Consider the following 25650-nt stretch of genomic DNA (forward strand, 5'->3'; position numbering starts at 1 on the left):
CCTGAACTAGCGCTTTTCCGCACCCCGGAGGATGGCATGCATCAGTTCTTCGGCATCAAACTTGGTCAACGCCTCGTCGGCGCCGACCTGAGTGGCGTAGCTCACGCTCATCTCACTGTTCAGTGACGTGTGGAGAATAATATAGGGTTGCTTCAGCGAGTTGTGATCACGGACATTGAACGTCAGCTCATAGCCGTCCAGCCCCGGCATTTCGATATCGCTGACCAGGATATCAACGGGCCTGCCATCGCCATCCGCCTTCAACAGCCGATCCAGTGCATCCTGCCCATTGGTGGTGACCGAGTAGGACACGTTCTTGCTGTCCAGCGCGTCGGACAGCTGCTTGCGAGCTACCTGTGAATCGTCTACCAGCAGAATGTTCAGTCCTTTGAGAATTTCCCGCTGGACGTCAGTCAACACCACCTCGGACGGGTTGATCGATTCCGGATACACCCTTGCCAACAAAAGCTCAACGTCCAGAAGCTGGATGATCTCGTTGTCCAGATGAAGCAGCCCGGTGATGAAGGCACGATCCCCAAGGCTTTTTGGCGGCGGCATCACATCTTTCCACTGGGTCTCGATAATCTTGCGGACATTGCGAACCAGAAAACCGATTTCCTGACGCTGAACGTCGGTCACGATAATCGAAGCCGTCTTCCGGTCTTCCTGACTCATGGCGGGGTATCCCACGGCATAGGCCATATCGATGACCGGAACCGTCGAGCCCCGGAAATTCATTGCGCCAACCACCGCCCCATGGCTTTTCGGCAGCCGGGACAGCGGCGTATAGGGCATGATCTCCCGGATTTTCAGGGTGCCCAGACCGAACAACCGCTGATCGTTCAGATAAAAAAGCAGCAATTTCTGGGGATGGGATTTGCCCTCGGCCATCTGGAACCTTCCTGTTAAAAAGTCATCACATACTATAGCAGTATCAATTTTTGAATCCGGCCACCTGCAGATTGCGTAAATCTTGTACAGAACATTCTCGGAGACCGGGCCATGAAATCGCTCACTTTGACCACATCTATCTTAGCGGCTGTAATCGCCCTGGCTTTAATGGCAATGCCCGCGACCGCCGACGAAACCGATGACGCCATACAGAACATCATTCTGTCCCAGATTGAAGCCTTCGCCAACGACGACAAAGACGCCGCATGGTCTTTCGCGTCTGACGGAATCAAGCGCCAATCCGGCTCCGTCGATACGTTCTATAACATGGTAAGACTGTCCTATGGGCCGGTTTATCAGGCGACCTCCCTCGAATTCAGGGAGCGCATTCCCCACCCCGGATTCCAGATACAGGTCGTCCGCCTGGTTGGCCCGGAAGGCAAGCGCTGGCGAGCAGCCTACCGCATGGTCAAGAATGATGACCAGTGGCGCATTGGCGGCGTAGCGCTCAGAGAAGCTCCCGGAACCATTTGATTTGAGGCATTCATAGCAAGCCAAACAGTCACCCTGGTTTGGCGCATATCTTTACGTTTACGTAAACTTTAACTAAGCTATCCGGAAATACCTAGATTCTGACCGGGTCTCATCATGTCCGAGAAAAAGCAGTTCAGCATCAGCGAACTGGCCAGAGAGTTCGATGTCACCACCCGAAGCATCCGCTTCTATGAAGACGAAGGCCTGCTGCACCCCAGCCGCCAGGGCCAGACCCGAATCTTCAGCAGCAAGGACCGGGCGCGGCTGAAACTTATCCTGCGCGGTAAACGCATGGGCTTCTCCCTGGCGGAAACCCGGGAACTGTTCGACCTGTGGGACGAAACCCTGACCGGCAGCGAGAAACAGCTGCTGAAAACCCTGGAAGTGGTGGAGCATCGCCGCGCCCAGCTGGCCCAGCAGAAGAACGACATAGCGATGATGGAAATGGAACTGGACGCCCACGAAAACCGCTGCCGCGACGCCCTGGAAGACATCCGCCAGCGCAAACAGCCCCAGCAAAGAACCGCCTGAACCGACCTGGCAGACATTAATAGAAGGTAGTGACGATGAAATCCCAGTACACAGAACTCAACTTCGGCCTCGGCGAAACCCTCGACAGCCTGCGGGAACAGATCAACCGCTTTGCAGAGGCTGAAATTGCTTCCCGCGCCGCCGACATCGACCAGTCCAACCAGTTCCCCATGGACCTGTGGCAGAAAATGGGCGACATGGGCCTGCTGGGCATCACCGTCAGCGAAGAATATGGTGGCGCTGGAATGGGCTACCTGGCCCACGTGATCGCCATGGAGGAAATCAGCCGCGCCTCTGCTTCAGTTGGCCTGAGCTACGGCGCCCATTCGAATCTGTGCGTAAACCAGATCTACCGCAACGGCACCGAAGAGCAGAAACGCAAATACCTGCCGAAACTGATCAGTGGCGAACACGTAGGCGCCCTGGCCATGTCCGAACCGAACGCTGGGTCCGACGTTATCTCCATGAAGCTCAGCGCCAAAGACGGCGGCGATCACTACGTCCTCAACGGCACCAAAATGTGGATCACCAACGGCCCCGACGCCAGCACCTACGTGATCTACGCCAAGACCGACGTGCACGCCGGTTCCAAAGGCGTCACCGCCTTCATCGTGGAACGGGATTACCCGGGCTTCAGCCGCCACCAAAAGCTGGACAAACTCGGCATGCGCGGCTCCAACACCTGCGAGCTGGTGTTCGAAGACTGCAAGGTACCCAAAGAGAACGTCCTTGGTGGTGAAGGCAATGGCGCCAGGGTCCTGATGAGCGGCCTGGACTACGAGCGCCTGGTGCTGGCCGGCGGCCCGCTGGGCATCATGCAGGCCGCCATGGACGTGACCGTGCCTTACATCCGCGAACGCAAGCAGTTCGGCCAGGCCATCGGCGAATTCGAGCTGGTACAGGGCAAAGTCGCTGACATGTACACCTGGATGAACACCGCCAAGTCCTACGTTTACATGGTTGCCATGTCCGCCGACCGCGGCGAAACCACCCGTAAGGACGCCGCCGGGGCGATTCTGTACTCCGCCGAAATGGCCACCAAACTGGCGTTGGATGCTATCCAGTTGCTGGGCGGCAACGGCTACATCAACGAGTATCCTACTGGTCGCTTACTTCGTGATGCCAAGCTTTATGAGATCGGCGCCGGTACTTCTGAGATTCGGCGGATGCTTATTGGTCGGGAGTTGTATTTGAACAATTAGGCATTGGGGGGAGGCGGACGATGTGATGGGCTTCCCAGGAACCGCTACAAGCACATCCATGTGCGCTTGGCGTAGGCCATCCATGGCCTACGACATTCCTGGAAAGACCATCACACCGTCCGCTTCGAGCAACGTGCCTTCATTCCGTCAAACAGAAGCACGGGGCGGGCCGGCACAAAGATTGACGAGGGGATGTTGGAAGGGTTTGTTCAGGAATGTCTTCGGCCAAGGATGGCCGAAGACAAGCGCACATGGATGTGCTCGTAGCGTTTCCTGAACAAACCCTTCCAACAGCCCCGACACTCCAAAATCCAGAGCAGCGGACTCAAAAATGACCGTACTCCAGAGCAAGATCAATCCCCGGGACCCGGAATTCCAAGCCAAACACACGGCCATGGCAGCAGCAGTCGCGGACTTGAACGATAAGGTTGCCACCATTCAACAGGGCGGCGGCCCCAGCTATCAGGAACGCCACATTGAACGGGGCAAAATGCTCCCACGGGACCGCATTGACTACCTGCTGGATGACGGCTCGCCGTTTCTGGAAATCGGCCAACTGGCCGCCTACAACGTCTACGGCGAAGACGTCCCCGCCGCCGGCACCATCGCCGGCATTGGCCGGGTCAACGGCGCCGAGTGCATGATTATTGCCAACGACGCCACCGTCAAAGGCGGCAGCTACTACCCGCTGACGGTGAAAAAACACCTTCGCGCCCAGGAAATCGCCCTGGAAAACCGCCTGCCCTGCATCTACCTGGTGGACTCCGGCGGCGCCAATCTGCCCCGGCAGGACGAGGTCTTCCCGGACAAGGAACACTTTGGCCGCATCTTCTACAATCAGGCCCGCATGTCCGCCGACGACATCCCCCAGATCGCCGTGGTGATGGGGCTTTGTACCGCCGGTGGCGCCTATGTACCGGCCATGGCGGATGAATCCATCATCGTTCGCAACCAGGGCACCATCTTTCTGGCGGGGCCGCCGCTGGTTAAAGCCGCCACCGGCGAAGTCGTCTCGGCCGAGGACCTGGGCGGTGCCGATGTCCACTGCAAAACCTCCGGCGTGGCCGACCACTACGCCGAAAACGACGCCCACGCCCTGGACATCGCCCGCCGCTGCATCGGCAATCTGAATCGCCGCAAACCTATGCCGGTGGAAGTGCGCGAACCCAAAGAACCGCTTTACAGCGCCGAAGAAATCTACGGCATCGTCGGCACCGATCTGCGCAAGCCGTTTGACGTTCGCGACGTCATCGCCCGCATGGTGGACGGCTCCGAATTTGACGAATTCAAACGCTACTACGGCCAGACCCTGGTCACCGGCTTTGCCCATATTCACGGCTACCCGGTGGGCATCATTGCCAACAATGGCATTCTATTCAGCGAATCTGCCCTGAAAGGCGCACACTTCGTCGAGCTCTGCTGCCAGCGCAACATTCCCCTGCTGTTCCTGCAGAACATCACCGGTTTTATGGTGGGCCAGCGGCACGAGGCCGAGGGCATTGCCAAACACGGCGCCAAGATGGTGATGGCGGTAGCCTGCGCCAACGTGCCGAAAATCACCGTGCTGATCGGCGGCAGCTTTGGCGCGGGCAATTACGGCATGTGCGGCCGCGCCTACAGCCCGGACTTTCTGTGGATGTGGCCCAACGCCCGTATCTCCGTCATGGGCGGCGAACAGGCCGCCGGGGTGATGGCTACCGTTAAACGGGAGGGCATGGAGCGCAAGGGTGAAAGCTGGAGCGACGGCGAAGAAGCCGAGTTCAAACAGCCGATCATCGACAAATACGAAGAACAGGGCCACCCCTACTACGCCAGCGCGCGGCTGTGGGACGACGGCGTGATCGACCCGGCACAGACCCGACAGGTGGTTGCCCTGAGCCTGTCCGCCACCTTTAACCGACCCGCCCGGCCGACACGCTTCGGCGTGTTCCGGATGTAACCGAGGAGAACTTCATGACCGATCAGACCCCCGCCGTGGTGCTGAACCAGCGCACCAGAGGCGTGACCGAAGTGGTCCTCAACTACCCGGAAAAGCGCAACGCCTTTGACGACCTGATCATCCGCCGGCTGATCGACGCCCTGGAACAGGTGGCCAGGGACGAGAACACCCGCGTGGTGATCGTACGTTCGGAGGGTAAGCACTTTTCCGCCGGCGCCGACCTGTCCTGGATGCGCCGGATGGCGGGCAACAGCCGGGAAGAAAACCTGGCGGACGCGCGCCAGCTGGCCCGCCTGATGTCCACCCTGAACCAGTTGCCCAAACCGGTCATCGGGCTGGTTCAGGGCGCGGCTTTTGGTGGTGCCGTGGGCCTGGCCGCCTGTTGCGACATGGTGCTGGCCACCGACAACGCCACCTTTTGCCTGAGCGAAGTGAAACTGGGCTTGATCCCCGCCACCATCAGCCCCTATGTGGTGCGCGCTATAGGCGAACGCCAGGCTCGCCGCTACTTCCTGACCGCGGAAGTCTTTACCGCCGCCAAGGCACAGGAACTGGGTCTGGTGCATATTCTCTGCGAGGACGCCGATGCCCTTCAGAGCCGCTGCGACGAATTGATTGAACAGTTGATGATGAACGGCCCCTCGGCCCTTGCCGCTTCCAAGGAACTGATCTTTGCGGTGAGCCATCAGCCCATTACCCCCGAGCTGATTGAAGATACCTCCAAGCGCATCGCCAGTATCCGCGTCAGCGATGAAGGCCAGGAAGGCCTGAACGCCTTTCTGGAAAAACGGAATGCACGCTGGATGCCTGAGAGAGCGCCGGAGGACGAGGACTGATGTTTCGTAAGATTCTGATCGCCAACCGCGGTGAGATTGCCTGCCGCGTTATCCAGACCGCCCGTCAGATGGGCATCCGCTGCGTGGCCGTCTATTCCGACGCCGATGCCAACGCACGCCACGTAGCCCTGGCCGACGACGCCTTTCACATCGGCCCCGCCGCCAGTTCCGAAAGCTATCTGTGCGTTGACCGAATTATCGAGGTGGCCAGACAAAGCGGCGCCGAAGCCATTCACCCCGGCTACGGATTCCTGTCGGAAAACACCGGCTTCGCCGAAGCCAGCGAAGCCGCCGGCATCGTGTTTATCGGCCCGCCGTCTGCCGCCATCGCCGCCATGGGCTCCAAATCCGCCGCCAAGGCGATCATGGAAAAAGCCGGCGTGCCCCTGGTGCCCGGCTACCACGGCGATGACCAGTCCCCGGGCACCCTGCGCACCGAAGCCGAAAAATGCGGCTTCCCCCTGCTGCTGAAAGCGGTAGCCGGGGGCGGCGGCAAAGGCATGCGGGTGGTGAAATCCATTGACGAATTCGATGACGCCCTGGCCGCAGCAAAACGCGAGGCCCAGAACGCCTTTGGCAACCCCGACATGCTGATCGAACGCTACCTGACTCAGCCACGCCACGTGGAAATCCAGGTATTCTGCGACCGGCAGGGCCAGGGCATTTACCTGGCGGAGCGGGACTGCTCCGTCCAGCGCCGCCATCAGAAAGTGCTGGAAGAGGCCCCCGCGCCCGGCCTGCCGGAAGACACCCGCAAAGCCATGGGCGAAGCCGCCGTCCGCGCCGCCCAGGCCATTGATTATGTAGGCGCCGGCACCGTGGAATTCCTCTACGACGTGGACGGTTCCTTCTTCTTCATGGAAATGAACACCCGCCTGCAGGTGGAACACCCGGTTACCGAAATGATCACCGGGCAGGACCTGGTGGCATGGCAGCTTAAAATTGCCAACGGCGAGCCGCTACCTCTGACCCAATCACAAGTACAGATTTATGGCCACGCTCTGGAAGTCCGGGTCTATGCCGAAGACCCGGACCACGACTTCCTACCCGCCACCGGCCGCCTTCGCTACCTGCGAACGCCTGAAGAAACGCCTCAGGTACGAATCGATACCGGCGTTCGCGAAGGCGACGACATCAGCGTCCACTACGATCCCATGATTGCCAAGCTGGTGGTCTGGGCCGAAGACCGGCCCCAGGCCATCAACCGCCTGGTGACCGCGCTGGAGCAGTACCGGATTGCCGGGGTACGCAACAACCTGTCGTTCCTGCATGCCCTGGCCGATTCTAAGCCGTTCCGGGATGCCGAACTGACCACTGGATTTATCGAAGACCATCACCAACTGCTGTTTGGCGATCAGACGCAGAACAGCGAGGAATCACTGGTGCTGGCCGCGACTTTTGTTATGGCCCACCGCCAAGCCCAGGCAACGCTCAGCAAGGACCCAACCGATCCCGACCCCTGGTCCCCCTTTGCCAAGCCGGGACACTGGCGGCTGAATGCGGTTAGCGCCGAAACCCTGAAACTGGCACTGAATGGCACCGTTCACGAACTGCAAGTGACTACTCAGCCCCGGGGATACCGCGTCACCACGGCAGGCCGGAGCCATTGGGTGGAAGCCGACCTGTTGGATGACCGGCTGGACATCGTCATCGACGGCCACCGCAGACAGCTGTTCGGCCAGATTCACGGCCAGGACATCACCCTGTTCGACCGGGGCAAAACCCTGCGCAGCACAATCCACCGGGAAACCTTTACCAGCGACGACCTGGCCACCGAAGGCAGCCTGGAAGCCCCAATGAACGGCGCCGTCATCGCCGTTCAGACCCGCAAGGGCGACCGCGTAACCGCCGGCCAGACCCTGGTGATTATGGAAGCCATGAAGATGGAACACGCCATCAAGGCCCCTGCCGACGGCATCGTCAGCGAGGTGTTCTACGCGGAGGGCGACCAGGTCGCCGAAGGCGCCGAACTGATCGCCATTGATGTGACCGACGATGTGACGGAAACGGAGACGTGACCATGAGCTTTCCCAAACAGGTTCGCCTGGCCGAAATGAGCCCCCGGGACGGCCTGCAGAACGAACCCGGCCCGGTGATCAGCACCACTCTGAAAACGGAACTGATTGAACGGCTGGCAGACTGCGGCCTGATCCACATCGAAGCCGCCAGCTTTGTGTCACCCAAATGGGTGCCCCAGATGGCCGATGCCGCCGAGGTAATGGCCGGTATCCGACGCAAGCCCGGCGTACGCTACACCGCCTTAACCCCCAACCTGAAAGGCTTCGAGAATGCGCTGGCCGCCGGGGTCAGCGAAGTGGCCGTGTTCGGCGCCGCCTCCGAAACCTTCAGCCAGAAAAACATAAACTGCTCCATCGCCGAAAGCCTGGAACGCTTCATGCCAGTGATGGAAGCGGCAAAACAGCACAAGATTCCAGTGCGGGGCTACGTCTCCACCGTCCTCGGCTGCCCCTACGAGGGCGACATAGCCCCGGCGCAAGTCGCAAACGTCGCCAAAGCCCTGGCCGACATGGGCTGCTACGAAATATCACTCGGCGACACCATCGGCGTTGGCACCCCATTGAAAGCTAAACGCATGCTCGAGGCCGTTGCCGCCGAAGTCCCGGTAGAAAAACTGGCCGCGCACTTCCACGACACCTACGGCCAGGCATTGGCAAACCTTTACGCGGTGCTGGAAGAAGGCATGTCGGTTATCGATTCCTCTGTTGCTGGCCTTGGCGGTTGTCCCTACGCCAACGGCGCATCCGGCAATGTCGCCACCGAAGATGTGCTGTATCTGTTGGAAGGATTGGGCATCGAAACCGGGGTCGACCTGAAAAAGCTGATTGCGACCGGGGCCTGGATTAGCAAAAAGCTGGGGCGGACGAATGGGTCCAAAGTTGGCCAGGCGTTAGGCCAGCGAACGGGTGCTGCCTAACGGCAAGCATCCAGACGGTCCCGCTCGGTCCATGGAGACTAACGCTAACCTAAAGACAGGAAACTAGAGGGAAGAATAGTGGAATATCTTATCGGAGCTACTCTCGGCGTGGCGATTGGCGGAGCGGCAACATTAACCGGCTTCGACCGCGATAGATCTTTTTACCCTACTGTACTGATCGTCATTGCGACCTACTACATTCTTTTTGCCTTGATGGGTGATTCATACGAAGGCCTATTAATTGAGCTGTTGGTCGCTGCAGGATTTTTCCTTTCCGCTATGCTGGGGTTTCATAAAGGTCTCTGGATTATCGCAGTTGCTCTGATTGCGCACGGAATTTTTGATTTTTACCACCACGCCTTCATAGATAATTCAGCAGTACCAGACTGGTGGCCGGGCTTTTGCCTGGCGATCGACGTGACGCTTGGCATCTGGTTGGCCGGAATACTGTGGACGCGTTCAAACCAGGCGGAGGTTAAATCATGACGACTGCATCCAAACCCGTCTTCTGGCGCGATTCGCGCATGCCGCATGTGGAACTCAGAGTGGTCGCTGGGTGCTATTACGGAAGGCAAGAGCACTTTTCATTATCGTGACGACGAATATATGGTGGCTGCCGGCGATCTTGTGCTTGTGAACCCGGAATGGGTACATGCGTGTAACCCCATCGACAACCAGCCATGGGCTTACCTCATGATGTATATCGATACCACCTGGCTAACCAATCTGAGGTACCAGTCGGGATTGCTTCTCGCGCCCCGCTGGCAGGACCTATCGACCGCCATCCTTTCGGATCCTGCCTGGTATGAGAGATATTGCCGTGTTGCAGTTTGCCTGCTGGACTCTCAACGTGATCTGCTGGAGGTTGTAACAAGACTGATTCGCTACGCCATTTTCGTATGCGCCCTTTTGATTATTTCGGGAACAAGCGACGGCCTACCCCGATCGATCACCGGGGCAAGCACCCAATGAGAGTAGCCCTGCTAATCATCACAGCATTCTGGCTCCTTCCAGCTTCCTCCCAAACACTCAAGATTATGGGTTCGGACGAGGGCTTTCTGCCGTTTTATTACGGTAACAGCCTTAACAAAGGCATTTTGGTCGAGGTGATGGATGAGTTCACTCAGAAGACCGGTATTCCAACCGACTTCCTTCCAACGCCACGCAAACGTCAGACCTGGGCCCTGGAAACAGGACGAGCCAACGCGGTTTTCGCCAACCCGCGGTGGATGCCGCTGCCGGACCGAATGCAGGCCGTCGGTCCGGTGTTGACCTGGCGTGACCGTGTGTTCGCGCAATCTGACCGACAACCGGACTCATTCGATGACCTTCAGGGCAGCATCTGTCTGCGTCGATGGTTTGTCTACAGTGATCGACTCGAGCATCGGGTCGGTACAGACCTGGTCCGCCATGACGGGTACGATGCCGAGCAGATGCTGGGCATGTTTTTGAACAAACGGTGCGATTACATTGTGATGAAAGAAATGGAGTTCCGGTTTCTGGCACGGCTGTTGAAGGTCGATCCGGAGCGTTACAGCACGGAGTTGATCGATGCAGAATGGCCGGTCTATCTGGGTATCCTCAAAACCGAGGCGGCTCTGATCAAAGCGGCTGAAGCTTTTTTCGCTACCCACATCGTTGACGCGGGGGCCATGCTACCCGGACTACCCCCGCCGGACTAACCAGCCCGGTCCATGCGAAGTGAACCCCACCCGTGATTCATTCCAACAATTTGTTGCGATTTGGCGTATCATAGGAGGTTGACTCTGGCAAGTAGGCCAGCAGCTAAACCGGAGAGCATCATGAGCAAGAAACCCGCCAAAGAAACCATCACCAGAGCCCAGATTGAAGAGCAGACAGCTGCTTTCCTGAAATCCGGCGGTTCTGTGGAGTATGTGGGAAAAGGCAAGAGTGGGCAGTTCGCCGCTACTGGTCCGAAGCAGGTCAACGCCAAAGGCAGCTAATCTGACACCTGCCCCTCATGCCATGGCAGCAGGGGCAGGGCCAGCTAAGTTCGGGTCCTTTTTAGAAACCGTCCACGGGCCGTTGATGGCCAATTGGGCTTCCTACCGCAAGAGCACGCAGAGAATTTGTATTCCGGGTGTTCAGGTAATAGACCCTGCCATCATCCTGCCCGGCAGGAAAAACCTGCACAAGCCGATGTGGGCCTGGTGCCAGGCCATACATGACGACGTCGTCGGGTACTGAATCCAGCTTTCCAAGTAATACCAGGCCTGCAGCGGGGTCCGCTGCACTGACTGCACCGATATCCTCACCACGCCAGAAGAAAACTTCACTAAGCTCAGTCACCTGCCCGATGGATTCGCCGCTGCCGGTACCAGAGGCGCCAGACCACTGGGCATCGGAAATTTCCAGTGAATCACTGCCATCCACTTTCATCGCAACGGCCGTGATTTGCCCTTCGTTATTTTCGCGATTATAGAAGATCCAGCCGTCACGGCTGCCAAGCACCTCGCTGGTAATGCCATATTCGAATAAGCCCAGGGGGCTTTCGTCCAGTATCTGCCGGTCATTGCCTTCAAGATCCCAGCTGACGACTTCATTACCCACCGAAGCCGCGACCCGGGTGCCATCGGCGATCAGGAATCCGGTTTCGTATCCGAGGTTCTGCTCGAGCCCGGGGAACGATGTCCAATTGCCATCTTCAATGCGGTATAAAAGCTGAGGTCCGTCGTCCATTGGAAAAGTGACGCCGAAGTAAAGCACATTGCCCTGGCGCGCCAGGTGACGATCTTGCGGAACGTATGGCACACCGCCTATGGCAGTGGGAAAGACAATGGGTTCATCGTCATCATTCAATACCTGAGTCAAAGCCGTTGCGTATGGATCGGAAGGGACAAATCGCCAGAGCGTGGCTTCGGCTGTGCAATCGGCCTGGTTCCGAACATTGATTACCAGGTATCGGGTTCCATCTGCCAGAGGTTCCCCCACTGCGACAGCGTCAATCGCTTCCAGTCCATCTGGCAGTGAATTGTCCACAAATGACCCGCTGCTGCCTGTAGAGGCACTGGCGCGAGTCACGAAGTATCCGCCACACTGGGTGGACTCGTCACTCCTGAGCGCCAGATAGTTATGCCTGTCTTGATCACTGCCTACGTTAAAGAACGGGACGATATTCTTGATAATCGTATTGGGAAAAAACCTCGCAAAATCATCTGCCGCGTAATTCATTCGCACTCGCGCGATCGAAGAACCCCGGCCATAACTGATCTCAGCCTGGTCCGCGTCTACGTAGTTTTCCCAGAGCACCGGGTTACCATCATTAAGGTCCGGAACGTTGGCGTAGCTTTCCGAGGAAACTCTTTCCCCCTTCTGGTCCGACAGCAGGCCATCCGTACTTGCCCGCGCGAAGCCCTCAGAAGTGGCATTACCGGCTTCCCGGTTATGTCCAAAAACCACATCTGAAACACGGTAGCCCAAAACGCTTTTGTCATCAGGGTCAATCTCTGATTCGTAGAGAGGCCGGTATAATGCCTCGGCAAGCTCCTGGGGTGTTCTCGGGTTGTCCTGCTCGACCGTATTCAGGTGCTGCTGGAAAACACTGCCTGGGTTTGCAGGGCTCAACCCATAGAGAGAAGAAACCGTGCTACCACCTTCCTCATAGCTGCCACTGAAGTAAAGAATGTCCTGGTTGCCGGCATCGCCATCAAGGCCAGATAACTGTGGCAGTCCGAATAACGGGGGCAACTCTATGTCACTACCGGATGAACTGTCACCGCCACTGTCGCCACCCCCAGAACCGCCACCACAGCCCCCGATAGAAGCTCCTGCGAGCACCAGAATAAATAGTCCAGCGATCTTTGCTTTCGAAATCATCGTCCACCTCGTTGTCGTAAATCCAGTCAAATGCCACAGATGTAGAGATGGTTAATGGTACCGGGAGGGCCCTGTGCACCGGTGTCCTGCAAATGCACTATGTTGCCGAGACAATCCTATCCGGCCTGCCGCACGTAAAGGGGTGGACATACTTTCAGCAGGAACAGGACCCGCGCCATGGCGTCGATCGCTTCTCACATCCAATCGATACTTCAGAAAACCCACCCGCGAGACACCGAATTCCACCAGGCCGTCACCGAGATCATCGACGACATCGCCGATCTGTACGAGGAGAACCCCGACTACGCCCGCTGGAATGTGCTTGAACGCCTGATCGAGCCGGACCGGGTTTTACGGTTCCGGGTGTGCTGGGAAGACGACGATGGCCATGTGCAGGTGAACCGTGGATGGCGGGTACAGCACAACCACATGCTGGGGGCCTACAAAGGTGGACTGAGGTTCGACCCCAGCGTGTCAGAAAGCGTGCTGAAATTCCTGGCGTTCGAGCAGTGCTTCAAGAATGCCCTGACTGGCCTACCCATGGGCGGCGGTAAAGGCGGTTCGGATTTCAATCCCAAGGGGCGCAGTGAACGGGAAGTGATGCGCTTCTGCCAGGCCTTTATGCAGGAGCTTTATCGCCACATCGGGCCGGATATGGACGTGCCCGCCGGGGACATTAACGTTGGGCCGCGGGAGATCGGCTTTCTTTACGGCCACTACGTCAAACTGACCAACCGCTGGGAAGGCGTGTTGACCGGCAAGTCACCGAACTTCGGCGGCAGCTGCGGGCGTGTGGAGGCTACCGGTTATGGCGTGGTCTATTTCCTGGAAAACATGCTGAACGCACACGACCGGGAACTTGAGGGAACCTCTGTGATGATCACCGGCTCTGGCAACGTGGCCCTGCATGCGGCGGAAAAAGCCATTCAGGAAGGCGCCAAGGTGCTGACGCTATCGGATTCCGGCGGCACCATCGAGTTCAAGGACGGCATGACCGGCGACGACATGGACTACCTGAAGCGACTGAAACAGGAAGAGGGAAAGCCACTGGCAGAGTCATCCAGCGGCAAGTTCCATCAAGGCCAGAAGCCCTGGCAGGTGACCAAAGCCGCCGTGCTGCTGCCCTGCGCTATACAAAACGAAGTCGACGGCGATGCGGTGGATACGATGCTCAAGAACGAACTGGTCGCAGTCTGCGAGGGCGCCAATATGCCACTGACCGCCGAGGCCCAGGAAAAACTGATCGCCAGCAACTCCCTCTACGGTCCGGGCAAAGCCGCCAACGCAGGCGGTGTCGCGGTATCAAGTCTGGAGCGGTCCCAGAACGCCATCATGCAGAGCTGGACTTCAGAGGAGGTAGACCGCCAGTTGAAAGACATCATGGCGGCGATCCACGATCGCTGCATCGAACATGTCAGCAAAAACAAGGCAGGGGTTTATCCCTACAGCAGGGGAGCCAACCTGTACGGGTTCCGGCGTCTGGCCGATGCCATGGTGGCTTTCGGTCTGCACTAGAATCGGGCCGTCACGCTTGTGACATTTACGCTTTCCCGTGACAATGCACCCTTCAGGAAACTTGTCACGGGACTGATACATGTTCGAAAGTCTGGCCTTCATGCCCGAAAATCTGGCCCTGCCGGATAACATGCTCCGGCTGTTGATCAGTACCGGCCTGCTGATACTGGCCATTTTCATACTGCGCTCGCTGACTGCCGGCGTTATACGCAAGAATGTGGCGTCGGCAGAACTGCGCGGGCGGCTGCTGGTGAATTTCCGAAATGGTTTTCTGTTGCTGGGCATTCTTGGCCTGGCGCTGATCTGGGGCGACCAGATCCGCTCTCTGGCGCTTTCCATTGTCGCCATTGCCGTCGCATTTGTGGTTGCCACCAAGGAGCTGATCCTCTGCCTTTCGGGCGCCATCCTCAAAGGCAGCGCCGGGTCTTTCAACCTGGGGGATCGTATCCAGGTTAAGGATTTCCGGGGCGATGTGATCGACCAGACGCTGCTCTCGACCACCGTACTGGAAGTTGGTCCGGGCAAGACCGGCCACCAGCGCACCGGCCGGATGATCGTGATACCCAACTCGCTGTTTGTATCTGAACCGGTCACCAATGAAAGCTTCACCGACCACTGGGACTTTCACGTGTTCACCGTGCCCTTCAAGCGGGAAGACGACTGGCAGACCGCGAAGACATCACTGCTGGCAGCGGCTAACCGCCATTGCGAGCCCTATCTGGAAGCTGCGCGAAAACACATGAAAAAGGTCGGCGTTTCCAGGGGCCTGGAAGTGCCCTCCGTTGACCCACGAGTGACGATCCAGGCGCCCTCCGCCGGTGAGATTCACTTGACGGTTCGGCTACCCACCAGGCCAGGGCAGCGAAGTCACATCGAACAGGCAATTCTGTCGGAAATGTTTGCGGATACGGATTATTCCGTTAAAAAAGATTAGGAAGTTCAGGGAAAGCAAGAATGTTTCAGGGAATGAAAAATGGCGCAAGCCTGATCAAAAGCGCGGTTCGGGCGTTAGCCAAGCACCCCCGGATGCTGGTACCACTAATTCTTTGCTGGCTCGCCTATGCGCCACTGGTCGTGGCTTTCAGGTTTCACATAGATTGGGGCGCCTATGAGCAGTGGATGCAGATACTCATCGCTTTTTCTGGCGTCCTTCTGCTGTCCCTTGCCTTCGCCTGGTCGGCGTTTGTTCTGATTGAACTGATACGTCAGATTGAAATGGACGAAGAACCCAGGCTGTACCAGGCCCTTGCCAAAGCAGTTGCGAACACGATTATGGCCCTCCCTATTGTCCTGGCCTGGGCCGTCATCTGGTTGTTACTGCTGATCCTGGAAGCGATCTTCAGCAAGAAACGGTCAGATGATTCCGATACCGCCTACAACCCCGAAAACATCGCAAAAACCGTTGCCGGTTACGGACAGTTCTCACTGTCCAGTGCCTTCTTCGAAGCCCTGCAAAAGGGCGTTCGCATGCTCGCCTTTTTGATTTTCCCGGCCATTGCCTGGGAACGGCTGGGTACCTTTGCCTCGATCAAAAAAGGCCTGGGCATTGCCCGAACCCATAAATCGGAATTTGCGGCAGGCTTCGTCCTGACCGAACTTGCAGCGCTGATTGTGTTTATCCCGCCGGCTATTCTGTTTTACATATCCCGGGAATTCGACGTCAGCTTTCCTGACGCCGTCTGGTTCGGAACCATGATTTACTGCGCCTTCGCCTGGAGCTTCGCGCTGTTTCTTGAGCAGATGTTTGTTGCTGAACTTTACCTCTGGCATCTGATCTGGGAGCGGGAAGTTGAAAACGCGGCCAGTGAAGGCAGGCGAAAGCCGCACCTTGTGGACGTCAAGCGGCCCTCAGTGATGGATGGCGTTGCCGATCTTTACCTGACCAGGTTGGGAGAAACGCCGGCGCGTTAACCCTGTTCCTCCCGCAGCTTCGCCCGAACATTCATCAACACCCGCCCATAACGGTTCTCGCCGCGCCGGTCGCGGCCGCAACCCCAGAAATAGTCGAAGTTGCTGTTCTCCACAATCTTCTGGTCGCCAGTGCCCAGCAGGGCTTTAGCCAGGTCCGGGTGGGTGCGGCAGCGGGTGTAAACGCCCCGGGTCATGATGGTTTCACGCACCTGCTTCCAGTCCTTGCGGAAGCTTTGATGGCGCTTGCGGCCCAGCTTACGCGCCTCGGCCGGCGACCCGGCCTGCCGGACTTTTTCCTGCATAACCTGATCGGTGAACTTCATGCCCTGGAAATAGTGTTCCACGGTTGGCCATTCCCTGCCCTCCAGATGAAAGCGGTAAGGCGCGTAGGTACTGAACTCGCTTTCCGGATCGGTTCGGGAGGTGAACAGATCGTTTTCGCCGTCGTCTGAAGGAAAAATGGCCATGGTGATTTACTCGGGGTCTGGTCGGTAAAACCGCTGAATGCTTGAGAAATCTAGTTGACCATTACCCTGCCCCGCATGCAACTCGTAAAGGTTGCGGGCCAGGGCGCCCAAGGGCACCGGCGAGTGGTTGGCGGTGGCGTTGTCCATGGCCAGGCCCAGATCCTTGGTCATCAGGTTGACCAGAAATCCACCGGCGTAATCCCTTGAGGCCGGCACACCTTCCATCACGCCGGGCCAGGGGTTGTAGCCGTTCAGGGCCCAGTTGCCGCCGGAACTCTGCTTCATGATTTCCGACAGTACCGCCGGGTCTAACCCGTTTTTCACGCCCAGTGCCAGTGCTTCGCTGGTGCCTGCCATCTGGATGGCCAGCAGCATGTTGTTGCAGATCTTAGCGATCTGGCCGGCGCCGCTTGGCCCGGCGTGGAAGATGTTCTTGCCCATGCCTTCCAGGATGGGTCGCGCCCGCTCGAAGGCATCGGGCTCGCCGCCGCAGATGAAGGTCAGAGTCCCTGCTTTGGCACCGCCGACGCCGCCGGACACCGGGGCGTCCAGGAAGGTAATCTCGGCCGAACGGGCGGTATCTGCAACCTTGCGGGAAGTTTCCGGCGCAATGGTGGAAGAATCAATCACCAGGGTAGCGGCGGGCAGGTGCGCCAGCAGGCCGTTTTCCCCCAGATACACGGTTTCCACATGCTGGCCGGCCGGCAGCATGGAGATCACCACCTCGGCGTTTTTGACCGCTTCCAGAACCGTGTCAGCGGTATTGGCACCCTCGTCGACCAGCGCCCTGACGGCAGTTTCGGAAAGGTCGAATACGGTCAGGTCGTGACCTGCCTTGAGCAGATTGCTGGCCATGGGGCCACCCATGTTGCCGAGGCCGATGAATGTGATTGTTGCCATGATGTGCTCCTTGTTGTTGTTCTGTTCGGCGTGATTCAGTCGGTAAAAAACGGTTCGATCCAGTCCGGATCCACCTGATCCAGCCTCGGGAAATGCCAGCGGGGCTGCCGGTCCTTGTCGATCAGCAGTGCCCGGACACCTTCAGCGAATTCCCCCATCACCAGGCAACGCCGGGACATCCGCAATTCGTTATCAAACACTTGCGACAGGCTGTCATGCGCGCTCCGGTAGTAGTGTTTCCAGTGCAGAGTGAGTGAAGCCGGGGAAGCCCGCTCGACGGTTTTGACGGCTTTGTTCAGCCAGTCGTCGTTACCAGCGTAATCCACCAGGTTATTCACCACCTCGGCCAGGGAATCAGCGTCCGTCATCGCCTGAATCACATCGAAATGCTCTCTCACTGGCGACGGCGGTTTCCGGGGCTGGCCGGCCCGCTCAAAGCGCCGCAGCACCTGGCTGACGCAGCCATGGGGATCGTGCCTCAGGTCTTTGGCGATAATGGCGCTTTGCACGTTACGGCGCTGTTCCTGGGGAATGAAGCGGTCCGCCAGCCCCAGGTAAATCGCGTCAGCGGCGTTCATGGCCATACCGGTCAGCCCCAGAAACAGCCCGGTGCGGCCCGGCATGCGGTTGAGAAACCACCCCGCGCCAACGTCCGGATACAGGCCGATGCCCACTTCCGGCATGGCCAGCCGGGACTGCTCGGTGACCACGCGATGGGAGCCCCCGGCCATCAAGCCAAGCCCGCCGCCCATCACGATGCCGTGCCCCCAGATCACGATGGGCTTGGGGAAGGTGTGGATCAGGTAGTCGAGGCGGTATTCGTCTTCAAAGAATTGCTCGCCCTCGGATTTCACCCCACCCGCCTTGACCGATTCGGTCATGGAACGGTAAAGCGCCACTATATCGCCACCGGCGCAGAAAGCCTTGTCGCCGGACCCTTCCAGCCAGACGGCGGCAATCCGGTCGTCCTGTGCCCACTGTTCCAACTGCGGCTGCAGCCGGTGAATCATATCCAGCGACAAGGCGTTCATGGACTGGGCCGCGTTCAGCCGGGCGACCCCAATCGTCCAGCCGCCGTGAGCCAGGTGTTCTTCAAAGATTACAGATTCATCGCTCATAGCTTATCGGCTCACCGGTTCTTCCATTCCGGGGTTCGTTTCTCCAGGAAAGCGTTGACGCCTTCGCGCTGGTCTTCGGTGCTGAACAGGTCCACAAACAGCTCACGCTCCATCCGCCAGCCGTCATCGTGGCTGCGGCCATTGCGGGCGCTCATGATCAGGGTTTTGCAGCGGGCTACAGAGGACGGGCTCTGTTTGCCGGTCATCTCCGCTAGCAGAAGGGCTTTTTCGAGGGATTGCCCATTGGCGACAACTTCTTCCACAAGGCCGATTTCCAGCGCCTTGTCGGCTTTCACCCGTTCACCACACAGGATCATACGCTTGGCCCAGCCTTCGCCCACCAGCCAGGGCAGGTTCTGGGTGCCGCCGGCACAGGGCAGCAGGCCGACCGTCGCTTCCGGCAGGGCCATCTGGGCCTGCTCTTCGGCGATGCGGATGTCGCAGGAAAGAGCGCATTCCAGGCCGCCGCCCATGGCGTAGCCGTTGATCGCCGCAATGGACACACCGCGGAACCGGGTCAGGGCATCAAAGGCCTGCCCGAAGGCCTGGGCCATGGCGTTGGCATTGCCGGCATCGCCATCGGCAAAGGTTTTCAGATCGGCGCCGGCAGAGAAAAATTTCTCGCCTTCGCCGGTGATCACCAGGGCGTAGATGTCCCGGTCGTCGCTCAGGCCTTCAACGATTTCCTGCAGGCGGCCCAGGGAGGCCAGAGTCCAGGTATTGGCCGGCGGATTGCTGATGGTGATCACCGCGACGTGGCCGCGTTTTTCCATCTGAATCAGTTCACTCATGGATTTTTCTCCGTTGTTGGAACGCAGCCGCTATTGAATCGCTTCCGCTACGCCGTCCATCAGCAGGCGGCGGGCGACAATCAGCCGCATGATTTCGTTGGTGCCTTCCAGGATCTGGTGTACCCGCAGATCCCGCACATAGCGTTCCAGCGGGTACTCGCGAATGTAGCCATAACCGCCGTGTAGCTGCAGGGCCTGGTTGCAGACTTCAAAGCATGCATCGGTGGCGAACTGCTTGGCCATGGCGCAATGCAGCGTGGCTTCCGGGTCGCCGGTATCCAGCTTGAAGGCGCCAAGCCTTACCATCTGCCGGGCTGCCACCAGTTGCGTCGCCATGTCCGCGAGCTTGAACTGCAGAGCCTGGAAGCTGGCCAGGGGCTGGCCGAACTGCTCCCGCTCATGCAGGTAATTGCGGGCCCTCAGCAGTGCCGCCTGGGCGCCACCGAGAGAACAGGTGGCGATGTTCAGTCGGCCGCCGTCCAGGCCTTTCATGGCGATTCGAAAGCCTTCGCCCTCTTCGCCAAGGCGGTTAGCCTCTGGCACGCGGACATTCTCAAAGGTCACCTGCCGGGTAGGCTGACTGTGCCAGCCCATTTTCTCCTCGCACTTGCCGTAGTGAATGCCGTCGGCATCGGCGGGCACCACAAAAGCGCTGACGCCTTTACTCCCGCTTTCCTGGCTACCGGTCCGGGCCATCACCACCAGCATCTGGGTAGCGCCGGCGCCGGAGATAAACACCTTGCTGCCGCTGATCAGGTAGCTGTCGCCGTCTTTTTCCGCGCGGGTGCGCAGATTACCGGCATCGGACCCGGCGCCGGGCTCAGTCAGGCAATAGGAGCCCAGCCATTCGCCGCTGGTCATGCGGGGGGCGATCTTGTCCTTCACCGGTTCACTACCAAAACTGGCTACCATCCAGGTTGCCATGTTGTGGATGGTAAAAAACGCGGCGGTAGACGGACAGGCTGCGGCCAGTTCCTCCACAATCACGCTGGTATCCAGCCGGGACAGGCCCAGCCCACCCTGGGCCTCGGGAGTGTAGATTCCACAGAAGCCCAGTTTGGCACCTTCGCGGATGACCTCTACCGGAAAGGTATGCTCCGCGTCCCATTTGGCCGCATGGGGCGCCATCGCTTTCTCAGCAAAGGACCGTGCGGCCTGGCGGAATGCCAGCTGGTCGTCTGTCAGGTCAAAATTCATGGGCTTACCTCATCGCATACGGATGGAGAAATTGGTTTCGGCCTGGGCATCGCTGCTGAACCAGCGGGCAGTCACGGTTTTGGTTTCGGTGTAGAAACGTACCGCCTGTTTGCCATAAGCGTGCTGGTCGCCGTAGAAAGAGCCTTTCCAACCGGTGAAGGAAAAGAACGGCAGGGGCACCGGAATCGGCACGTTGATCCCCACCTGGCCCACGTCGATCTCGTGCTGGTAGCGCCGGGCGGCGCCGCCGGAGCTGGTAAACAGGGAGGTGCCGTTGCCGTAGGGGCTGCGATTCACCAGTTCAATGGCGTCGCCCAGAGTGTCCACTTCCATGCAGGACAGCACCGGACCGAAGATTTCCTCCTTGTAGATTTCCATGTCTTCCGTCACCCCGGAGAAAAGCGTTGGCCCTACCCAGTTGCCGTTGGGCAGGCCGTCGACTTTGCAACCTCGGCCGTCCAGCAGCAGGTTGGCGCCTTCGGCTTCACCGCGGCCGATCAGGTGTTCGATTTTTTCCTTGGCTTTCCGGCTGATAATGGGGCCATAGCTGGCACCCGCTTCGTTCCAGGCGCCGGGCCTGGCAGCGGCCATAGCCTGTTTCAGCTCCGGTATCCACCGTTGGGCTTCGCCCACAAACACCGCCACGGAAATGGCCATGCAGCGCTGTCCGGCGGCGCCTACGGAAGCACCCACCAGGGCATTGATTACCTGCTGCTTGTCCGCGTCCGGCAGAATCACCATGTGGTTCTTGGCCCCGGCCAGGCTCTGCACCCGTTTCATGTGGCGGGTGCCGGTTTCATAGATATAACGCCCCACAGGCACAGAACCGACGAAAGACACCGCCTTGATGACCGGGTCGGTCAGCAGCCGGTCAACCTGTTCTTTTGCTCCGTGAACCACCTGCAGCACGCCCTTGGGGGCACCGGCTTCTTCAAACAGTTTCGCCAGGCGCATGGGGGTCAGCGGGTCCTGTTCGGAGGGCTTGAGGATGAAGGTATTACCGCAGGCAATGGCCAGAGGGAACATCCACAGGGGGATCATGGCCGGGAAGTTAAAGGGCGTAATACCGGCGCAGACACCCAGGGGCTGGGTAATGGAATAGGTATCGATGTCGCGGGCGACGTTCTCGACCGTCTCCCCCATCATCATGGAGGGAATATTGGCGGCGTGCTCCACCACTTCGATGCCGCGCCAGACATCGCCCTTGGCGTCTTCGAAGGTTTTACCCGTCTCGCTGGAGAGAATTTCGGCAATCTGGTCATGGTTTTCTTTAAGCAGCGCCTGATAGCGCATCATCACTCGCGCGCGTTCTGAAACCGGGGTCTCTTTCCAGATATGGAACATCTTACGGGCGCTTTCGATGGCGCGGGTCATCTCGTCAGCGGTGGTGCAGGGTGCTTTTGCAATCACTTCGTTGGTGGCGGGATCGGTCACATCAATCCACTGGTCGGTCTGGCTCTGGACGAATTCGCCCTCCAGGTAAAGCGGTACGTTTTTCATAATGTGTAGCCCTTAGTTGTTGTTGGTATGGGGAGAGTCATGCCTTGATGCTAGCACAGCGTTTTCCGGCGGCATGATTGACTAAGTTTCGTCCATAATGGATTATCTTACGATTCTGTAGCCAGCATCAGGGGCGCCATGACCAGAACCTCACAGTGGCCGGTGCCGCCGGACAGCATTCGCTACGTTATCCCCGGCCCCACCATTGGCACCCTGTCCCGACACCCACTGACTCGCGATCTTTATCCGCTTGCCTTCGGCCACTACCGCCGCGCTGCGGGCCACCACATGCATCGGGAACAGCATAATGATCACCTGCTGATCTACTGCACCGATGGCCAGGCGTTCCTGAACATTGAAGACCGGCCCTTTACGGTAAACGCCGGCGACCTGGTACTGATTCCTGCCGGGTCGACCCATCGCTACACGGCCGCCCCGGACAACCCATGGACAATCCACTGGGTGCACTACACCGGCCCGCTGGCTGATTCCTTCCGGGATTACATGGGCTTCAGCGCCGACTGCCATATCCAGGCCATCGGGCGGCAACCCCGGCTGCTGGTGGATTTTAACGGTCTGCTGTCGGTGCAGCAGACCGGCTTCCGCACCGCAGGGCTGGTGCACGTAGCCAACCGGCTACGCCAGTTGCTGGCGGGCGTGCCTCTTGCGGTGGATCAGATGGCCGACACCCGCCAACCGGACCTGGAGCTGATCGACAGCTTCATGCGGGAAAATCTGAACGAACGCATCACCCTGGGCCAGCTCGCGGAGATGACCGGCCTTTCCCCTACCCATTTCGCCACCTGCTACCGGGAAGCCACGGGCGTGTCCCCCATTCAGCACTTTCTGCATTTAAAAGTAGAGCGCGCCTGCCAGCTGCTGGATAGCTCCGACCACTCTTTTGCCAGCATCAGCCGGATGCTGGGCTATGATGACAGCTATTATTTCTCGCGGCTGTTCAAGAAAGTAATGGGGCAGGCACCCAGCGACTACCGTCACAGCCACCGGCACTGAGCATCCCTGGAACCGGCCTTAGACTTTGGTCGACATTAACCAGCGCTAACACGCCTGGCGGTTGGAAAACACAATCCAACCCCAACCCATGACGTACACAGACGGGTAAGTCTACGAACACTCACCGATGACAAAGGACATAAAACATGGCGAACGCAAAAGGTTACGCAGCTGAATCAGCCAATTCCCCACTGGCGCCCATCAGCTTTGACCGCCGTGAACCGCGCCCTGACGACGTATCGATTGACATCGATTACTGCGGCGTATGCCACACCGACATTCACTTTGCCCAGAACGATTGGGGCGTAAGCCAGTTCCCGGTGGTACCTGGCCACGAAATTATTGGCCGGGTGACCGCCGTCGGTCCTGAGGTGAAAAGCTATAAAGTGGGCGACATGGTTGGTGTCGGCTGCATGGTGGATTCCTGCCGTAGCTGTTCATCCTGCGAATCCGGTCTCGAGCAGTATTGCGCCGAAGGCATGACCGGGACCTACAACGGCGTTGACCGCCACGATGGCAGCATTACCTATGGTGGCTACTCCGACAAAGTGGTCGTCAGTGAACGCTTCGTGGTGAAGGTGCCCGAAAAGCTCGACCCGGCTGCCGCAGCCCCCATTCTCTGCGCGGGCATCACCACCTACTCGCCCCTGCGCCACTATGGCGTGAAGGCTGGCGATAAAGTGGGCGTAATCGGCATGGGTGGCCTCGGCCACATGGGCGTCAAATTCGCCAAGGCTCTGGGCGCGGAAGTCACTATTTTCACCCGCTCTGAGAGCAAGGTGTCCGAAGCCAAGAAGCAGGGCGCAGACCACGTTGTGATCTCGACCGACAAGAACCAGATGAAAGCCGTCAGGGAAACGTTCGACTTTATGCTGGACACAATCCCGGTTCAGCACGACGTCAATCCCTACCTGAACAGCCTGAAGGTGGATGGCGCGCACATTCTTGTGGGACTGCTGGACCCCATCGAGCCAGCCGTGCAGGCCGGCGCTCTGGTGGGCAAGCGCCGGGTACTGGCCGGTTCGCTGATCGGCGGCATGCCGGAAACCCAGGAAGTGCTGGATTTCTGCGCCAAGCACGACATCACCTGCGACGTTGAGATGCTGGATATCAAAAACATCAACGAAGCCTATGAACGCATGAAAAAAGGCGACGTGAAGTACCGCTTCGTGATTGATATGAACACTCTGAAAAACGGTTGATGACCCCGCCGCCGGATGCTCTCCGGCGGCTTTGCTTTTCCCTTCTGCCGACACCAATCGCTACAGAAAGCCCGTGGAGCGTTACCCGCAGTTGTTTTAGCCTGAAAGCCTGGGATACAAACATCTGAGGAACACGTGAACACCGGTATCCACCTACCGACACTGCTGATGCTGTCCGTCGCACTGAACGTCCTGATTGGGGCCCTGTTGTGGTGGATTTATCATTTGCGCGGCCAACAGCCCTGTTTCAGGTTGTGGGCCCTGGCCTGTGCAGCCTTCGCCGGAGGCAGCCTGCTTGCTGCTGCCCGCGAGTTGGTGGATGCTCCGTTTGTGACCGGTTTTGTCGCCCTCGCTTTCCTGGGCCTTTCGCCTCTGCTGGTATTAATGGGCCTACAAAGTTTCGCCCGGCTACCGCTGCGTCGACAGCGGCTGTTCCGGCGCGCCGCACTGGGCGCTTTTGCCGTCTATCTGTTACTTATCGGGGCGACCTTCTTGCCAGCGCCCACACTATCAAGAGGCGTAACGGCGCTTTTTTCCGCACTGGTGTTCAGCATTGCAGTCTATCGTCTATCAGTGATCGCCACACAGATTCAACTGCCCGTTCGCGTGTTGCAGGTACTTTTCACGGTTCATGGCATTCTGATGATGAGTCAGGCCCTGGTCATAACCGTGGACTTTCTCGGCAGCGGCGTACCGGGTCTGGATACCCTGCTTCGGGTGATTCTGATCAACCATATACTGCTGGCCACGGGCACCGCCCTGGCGCTGCCACTGATGGCTTTTTCGGTATCCGAGAACCGTTTGCGGGCCCTGGCAGAGCGGGACAGCCTCACCGGGCTATACAACCGGCGATCCGTCCTGCGGGAGGGCGCACGCGCTTTCAGCAAGGCGAGAGCAGGGAATTCAGCCCTGGCGGTTCTGATGCTGGACCTGGACCACTTCAAGCGTATTAACGATCAGTGGGGACACTCCATTGGGGATGAGGTGCTGCGCTTCGTGGCACGCACACTTGAAGATGAATTGCGGGATAACGATATTGTCGGCCGGGTTGGCGGCGAAGAGTTCATTGCGGTTTTGCCCCTCGCCCCGGGTGAAGACTTCACCCACATTGCCAATCGCCTGCTTGGCGCCATTTCCCGCCACGGCTCTGAAATCCGCGGGCGCCACATGGCACTGTCGGCAAGTCTCGGCGGCATCCTGATGAGTCCAAAACACCGCTCCCTCGCTGATATGCTGCAAGAGGCGGACATTGCTTTGTATACTGCCAAAAACAAGGGCCGCAACCGGGCCGAATTTCCGGAAAACACAGAACAGCCGGCGGTGGTGTAAC

At 58.7% G+C, this 25650-nt stretch carries 25 protein-coding genes; 17 read left to right on the forward strand and 8 right to left on the reverse strand.

The window, feature by feature from the left end; translation table 11 throughout:
• Nucleotides 1-6: 6 nt before the first annotated feature.
• A complete protein-coding gene (locus E5Q11_RS11135; protein ID WP_135803508.1) occupies nt 7-891 on the reverse strand; it encodes a chemotaxis protein in 885 nt (294 codons plus the stop codon).
• A 111-nt stretch (nt 892-1002) separates the two neighbouring features.
• Between E5Q11_RS11135 and E5Q11_RS11140 the strand changes: the two genes are divergently transcribed.
• From E5Q11_RS11140 to E5Q11_RS17795, 11 genes are all read left to right on the forward strand, one after another.
• Nucleotides 1003-1425 (forward strand): DUF4864 domain-containing protein, encoded by a 423-nt coding sequence (locus E5Q11_RS11140; RefSeq protein ID WP_135803509.1) that lies wholly within the window; start codon nt 1003-1005, stop codon nt 1423-1425.
• A 114-nt stretch (nt 1426-1539) separates the two neighbouring features.
• Nucleotides 1540-1956: a MerR family transcriptional regulator gene (locus E5Q11_RS11145; RefSeq protein ID WP_135803510.1), complete on the forward strand. Its 417-nt coding sequence runs from the start codon at nt 1540-1542 to the stop codon at nt 1954-1956.
• A 35-nt stretch (nt 1957-1991) separates the two neighbouring features.
• Nucleotides 1992-3158, forward strand: a complete 1167-nt coding sequence (locus E5Q11_RS11150; RefSeq protein ID WP_135803511.1) for an isovaleryl-CoA dehydrogenase — start codon at nt 1992-1994, stop codon at nt 3156-3158.
• Nucleotides 3159-3489: 331 nt separating this feature from the next.
• On the forward strand, nt 3490-5097 hold the full coding sequence (locus tag E5Q11_RS11155) for a carboxyl transferase domain-containing protein (RefSeq protein WP_135803512.1): 1608 nt from the start codon (nt 3490-3492) through the stop codon (nt 5095-5097).
• A 14-nt stretch (nt 5098-5111) separates the two neighbouring features.
• On the forward strand, nt 5112-5933 hold the full coding sequence (locus E5Q11_RS11160; RefSeq protein WP_135803513.1) for an enoyl-CoA hydratase/isomerase family protein: 822 nt from the start codon (nt 5112-5114) through the stop codon (nt 5931-5933).
• Entirely contained in the window at nt 5933-7951 is a 2019-nt protein-coding gene (locus tag E5Q11_RS11165; protein WP_135803514.1) for an acetyl-CoA carboxylase biotin carboxylase subunit, read from the forward strand. Before E5Q11_RS11160 ends, E5Q11_RS11165 begins: the two co-directional genes overlap by 1 nt.
• Before the next feature lie 2 nt (nt 7952-7953).
• On the forward strand, nt 7954-8868 hold the full coding sequence (locus tag E5Q11_RS11170) for a hydroxymethylglutaryl-CoA lyase (RefSeq protein ID WP_135803515.1): 915 nt from the start codon (nt 7954-7956) through the stop codon (nt 8866-8868).
• Nucleotides 8869-8946: 78 nt separating this feature from the next.
• Nucleotides 8947-9354: a hypothetical protein gene (locus E5Q11_RS11175; RefSeq protein WP_135803516.1), complete on the forward strand. Its 408-nt coding sequence runs from the start codon at nt 8947-8949 to the stop codon at nt 9352-9354.
• Between the two features lie 45 nt (nt 9355-9399).
• Nucleotides 9400-9840, forward strand: coding sequence for an AraC family ligand binding domain-containing protein (locus E5Q11_RS11180; RefSeq protein ID WP_225315014.1), 441 nt, complete (start codon nt 9400-9402; stop codon nt 9838-9840).
• A 137-nt stretch (nt 9841-9977) separates the two neighbouring features.
• Nucleotides 9978-10550 (forward strand): type 2 periplasmic-binding domain-containing protein, encoded by a 573-nt coding sequence (locus tag E5Q11_RS11185; protein WP_323053113.1) that lies wholly within the window; start codon nt 9978-9980, stop codon nt 10548-10550.
• A gap of 120 nt (nt 10551-10670) precedes the next feature.
• Nucleotides 10671-10832 (forward strand): hypothetical protein, encoded by a 162-nt coding sequence (locus E5Q11_RS17795; protein WP_168215650.1) that lies wholly within the window; start codon nt 10671-10673, stop codon nt 10830-10832.
• 61 nt (nt 10833-10893) lie between these two features.
• Here E5Q11_RS17795 and E5Q11_RS11190 read toward each other — a convergent pair whose 3' ends face one another.
• Nucleotides 10894-12705 (reverse strand): hypothetical protein, encoded by a 1812-nt coding sequence (locus E5Q11_RS11190; RefSeq protein ID WP_135803518.1) that lies wholly within the window; start codon nt 12703-12705, stop codon nt 10894-10896.
• Nucleotides 12706-12882: 177 nt separating this feature from the next.
• Here E5Q11_RS11190 and gdhA point away from each other — a divergent pair, with 177 nt between their 5' ends.
• The 3 genes from gdhA to E5Q11_RS11205 all read left to right on the forward strand — a co-directional run bounded on the left by gdhA (nt 12883) and on the right by E5Q11_RS11205 (nt 16131).
• On the forward strand, nt 12883-14220 hold the full coding sequence (gene gdhA, locus E5Q11_RS11195; RefSeq protein WP_135803519.1) for an NADP-specific glutamate dehydrogenase: 1338 nt from the start codon (nt 12883-12885) through the stop codon (nt 14218-14220).
• 79 nt (nt 14221-14299) lie between these two features.
• Nucleotides 14300-15154: a mechanosensitive ion channel domain-containing protein gene (locus E5Q11_RS11200; protein ID WP_168215651.1), complete on the forward strand. Its 855-nt coding sequence runs from the start codon at nt 14300-14302 to the stop codon at nt 15152-15154.
• Between the two features lie 32 nt (nt 15155-15186).
• Complete coding sequence (locus E5Q11_RS11205) at nt 15187-16131, forward strand: hypothetical protein (RefSeq protein ID WP_135803520.1); 945 nt, start codon at nt 15187-15189, stop codon at nt 16129-16131.
• On the opposite strand, the gene E5Q11_RS11210 is transcribed toward E5Q11_RS11205, so the two are convergent.
• The 6 genes from E5Q11_RS11210 to E5Q11_RS11235 are packed head-to-tail and all read right to left on the reverse strand — an operon-like array spanning nt 16128 to nt 22104.
• On the reverse strand, nt 16128-16598 hold the full coding sequence (locus E5Q11_RS11210) for an NADAR family protein (RefSeq protein WP_135803521.1): 471 nt from the start codon (nt 16596-16598) through the stop codon (nt 16128-16130). The genes E5Q11_RS11205 and E5Q11_RS11210 overlap by 4 nt on opposite strands.
• Before the next feature lie 6 nt (nt 16599-16604).
• Entirely contained in the window at nt 16605-17498 is an 894-nt protein-coding gene (gene mmsB, locus E5Q11_RS11215; protein ID WP_135803522.1) for a 3-hydroxyisobutyrate dehydrogenase, read from the reverse strand.
• A gap of 35 nt (nt 17499-17533) precedes the next feature.
• Nucleotides 17534-18616 carry an enoyl-CoA hydratase/isomerase family protein gene (locus tag E5Q11_RS11220; RefSeq protein ID WP_135803523.1) on the reverse strand — a complete coding sequence of 361 codons (1083 nt, stop codon included), beginning with the start codon at nt 18614-18616 and terminating at the stop codon, nt 17534-17536.
• An 11-nt stretch (nt 18617-18627) separates the two neighbouring features.
• Entirely contained in the window at nt 18628-19407 is a 780-nt protein-coding gene (locus E5Q11_RS11225) for an enoyl-CoA hydratase (protein ID WP_135803524.1), read from the reverse strand.
• A gap of 30 nt (nt 19408-19437) precedes the next feature.
• Nucleotides 19438-20604, reverse strand: a complete 1167-nt coding sequence (locus E5Q11_RS11230; RefSeq protein ID WP_135803525.1) for an acyl-CoA dehydrogenase family protein — start codon at nt 20602-20604, stop codon at nt 19438-19440.
• 9 nt (nt 20605-20613) lie between these two features.
• The gene (locus tag E5Q11_RS11235) at nt 20614-22104 is read right to left on the reverse strand and encodes a CoA-acylating methylmalonate-semialdehyde dehydrogenase (RefSeq protein ID WP_135803526.1); all 1491 of its coding nucleotides are present in this window, start codon (nt 22102-22104) and stop codon (nt 20614-20616) included.
• Between the two features lie 138 nt (nt 22105-22242).
• Here E5Q11_RS11235 and E5Q11_RS11240 point away from each other — a divergent pair, with 138 nt between their 5' ends.
• From E5Q11_RS11240 to E5Q11_RS11250, 3 genes are all read left to right on the forward strand, one after another.
• Nucleotides 22243-23118 (forward strand): AraC family transcriptional regulator, encoded by an 876-nt coding sequence (locus tag E5Q11_RS11240; protein WP_135803527.1) that lies wholly within the window; start codon nt 22243-22245, stop codon nt 23116-23118.
• A 146-nt stretch (nt 23119-23264) separates the two neighbouring features.
• The gene (locus tag E5Q11_RS11245; protein WP_135803528.1) at nt 23265-24320 is read left to right on the forward strand and encodes an NAD(P)-dependent alcohol dehydrogenase; all 1056 of its coding nucleotides are present in this window, start codon (nt 23265-23267) and stop codon (nt 24318-24320) included.
• Nucleotides 24321-24455: 135 nt separating this feature from the next.
• The gene (locus E5Q11_RS11250; RefSeq protein WP_135803529.1) at nt 24456-25649 is read left to right on the forward strand and encodes a GGDEF domain-containing protein; all 1194 of its coding nucleotides are present in this window, start codon (nt 24456-24458) and stop codon (nt 25647-25649) included.
• The last annotated feature ends 1 nt before the right edge of the window (nt 25650 follow it).

The sequence above is a fragment of the Marinobacter confluentis genome (assembly GCF_004785685.1).
In the GTDB taxonomy this organism is placed as follows: domain Bacteria; phylum Pseudomonadota; class Gammaproteobacteria; order Pseudomonadales; family Oleiphilaceae; genus Marinobacter; species Marinobacter confluentis.

Bases quoted from the DNA above. Each gene is read 5' to 3' on its own strand.
- E5Q11_RS11135 (WP_135803508.1), bottom strand. From the start codon at position 891: ATGGCCGAGGGCAAATCCCATCCCCAGAAATTGCTGCTTTTTTATCTG.
- E5Q11_RS11140 (WP_135803509.1), top strand. From the start codon at position 1,003: ATGAAATCGCTCACTTTGACCACATCTATCTTAGCGGCTGTAATCGCC.
- E5Q11_RS11145 (WP_135803510.1), top strand. From the start codon at position 1,540: ATGTCCGAGAAAAAGCAGTTCAGCATCAGCGAACTGGCCAGAGAGTTC.
- E5Q11_RS11150 (WP_135803511.1), top strand. From the start codon at position 1,992: ATGAAATCCCAGTACACAGAACTCAACTTCGGCCTCGGCGAAACCCTC.
- E5Q11_RS11155 (WP_135803512.1), top strand. From the start codon at position 3,490: ATGACCGTACTCCAGAGCAAGATCAATCCCCGGGACCCGGAATTCCAA.
- E5Q11_RS11160 (WP_135803513.1), top strand. From the start codon at position 5,112: ATGACCGATCAGACCCCCGCCGTGGTGCTGAACCAGCGCACCAGAGGC.
- E5Q11_RS11165 (WP_135803514.1), top strand. From the start codon at position 5,933: ATGTTTCGTAAGATTCTGATCGCCAACCGCGGTGAGATTGCCTGCCGC.
- E5Q11_RS11170 (WP_135803515.1), top strand. From the start codon at position 7,954: ATGAGCTTTCCCAAACAGGTTCGCCTGGCCGAAATGAGCCCCCGGGAC.
- E5Q11_RS11180 (WP_225315014.1), top strand. From the start codon at position 9,400: ATGTGGAACTCAGAGTGGTCGCTGGGTGCTATTACGGAAGGCAAGAGC.
- E5Q11_RS11185 (WP_323053113.1), top strand. From the start codon at position 9,978: ATGGATGAGTTCACTCAGAAGACCGGTATTCCAACCGACTTCCTTCCA.
- E5Q11_RS17795 (WP_168215650.1), top strand. From the start codon at position 10,671: ATGAGCAAGAAACCCGCCAAAGAAACCATCACCAGAGCCCAGATTGAA.
- E5Q11_RS11190 (WP_135803518.1), bottom strand. From the start codon at position 12,705: ATGATTTCGAAAGCAAAGATCGCTGGACTATTTATTCTGGTGCTCGCA.
- gdhA (WP_135803519.1), top strand. From the start codon at position 12,883: ATGGCGTCGATCGCTTCTCACATCCAATCGATACTTCAGAAAACCCAC.
- E5Q11_RS11200 (WP_168215651.1), top strand. From the start codon at position 14,300: ATGTTCGAAAGTCTGGCCTTCATGCCCGAAAATCTGGCCCTGCCGGAT.
- E5Q11_RS11205 (WP_135803520.1), top strand. From the start codon at position 15,187: ATGAAAAATGGCGCAAGCCTGATCAAAAGCGCGGTTCGGGCGTTAGCC.
- E5Q11_RS11210 (WP_135803521.1), bottom strand. From the start codon at position 16,598: ATGGCCATTTTTCCTTCAGACGACGGCGAAAACGATCTGTTCACCTCC.
- mmsB (WP_135803522.1), bottom strand. From the start codon at position 17,498: ATGGCAACAATCACATTCATCGGCCTCGGCAACATGGGTGGCCCCATG.
- E5Q11_RS11220 (WP_135803523.1), bottom strand. From the start codon at position 18,616: ATGAGCGATGAATCTGTAATCTTTGAAGAACACCTGGCTCACGGCGGC.
- E5Q11_RS11225 (WP_135803524.1), bottom strand. From the start codon at position 19,407: ATGAGTGAACTGATTCAGATGGAAAAACGCGGCCACGTCGCGGTGATC.
- E5Q11_RS11230 (WP_135803525.1), bottom strand. From the start codon at position 20,604: ATGAATTTTGACCTGACAGACGACCAGCTGGCATTCCGCCAGGCCGCA.
- E5Q11_RS11235 (WP_135803526.1), bottom strand. From the start codon at position 22,104: ATGAAAAACGTACCGCTTTACCTGGAGGGCGAATTCGTCCAGAGCCAG.
- E5Q11_RS11240 (WP_135803527.1), top strand. From the start codon at position 22,243: ATGACCAGAACCTCACAGTGGCCGGTGCCGCCGGACAGCATTCGCTAC.
- E5Q11_RS11245 (WP_135803528.1), top strand. From the start codon at position 23,265: ATGGCGAACGCAAAAGGTTACGCAGCTGAATCAGCCAATTCCCCACTG.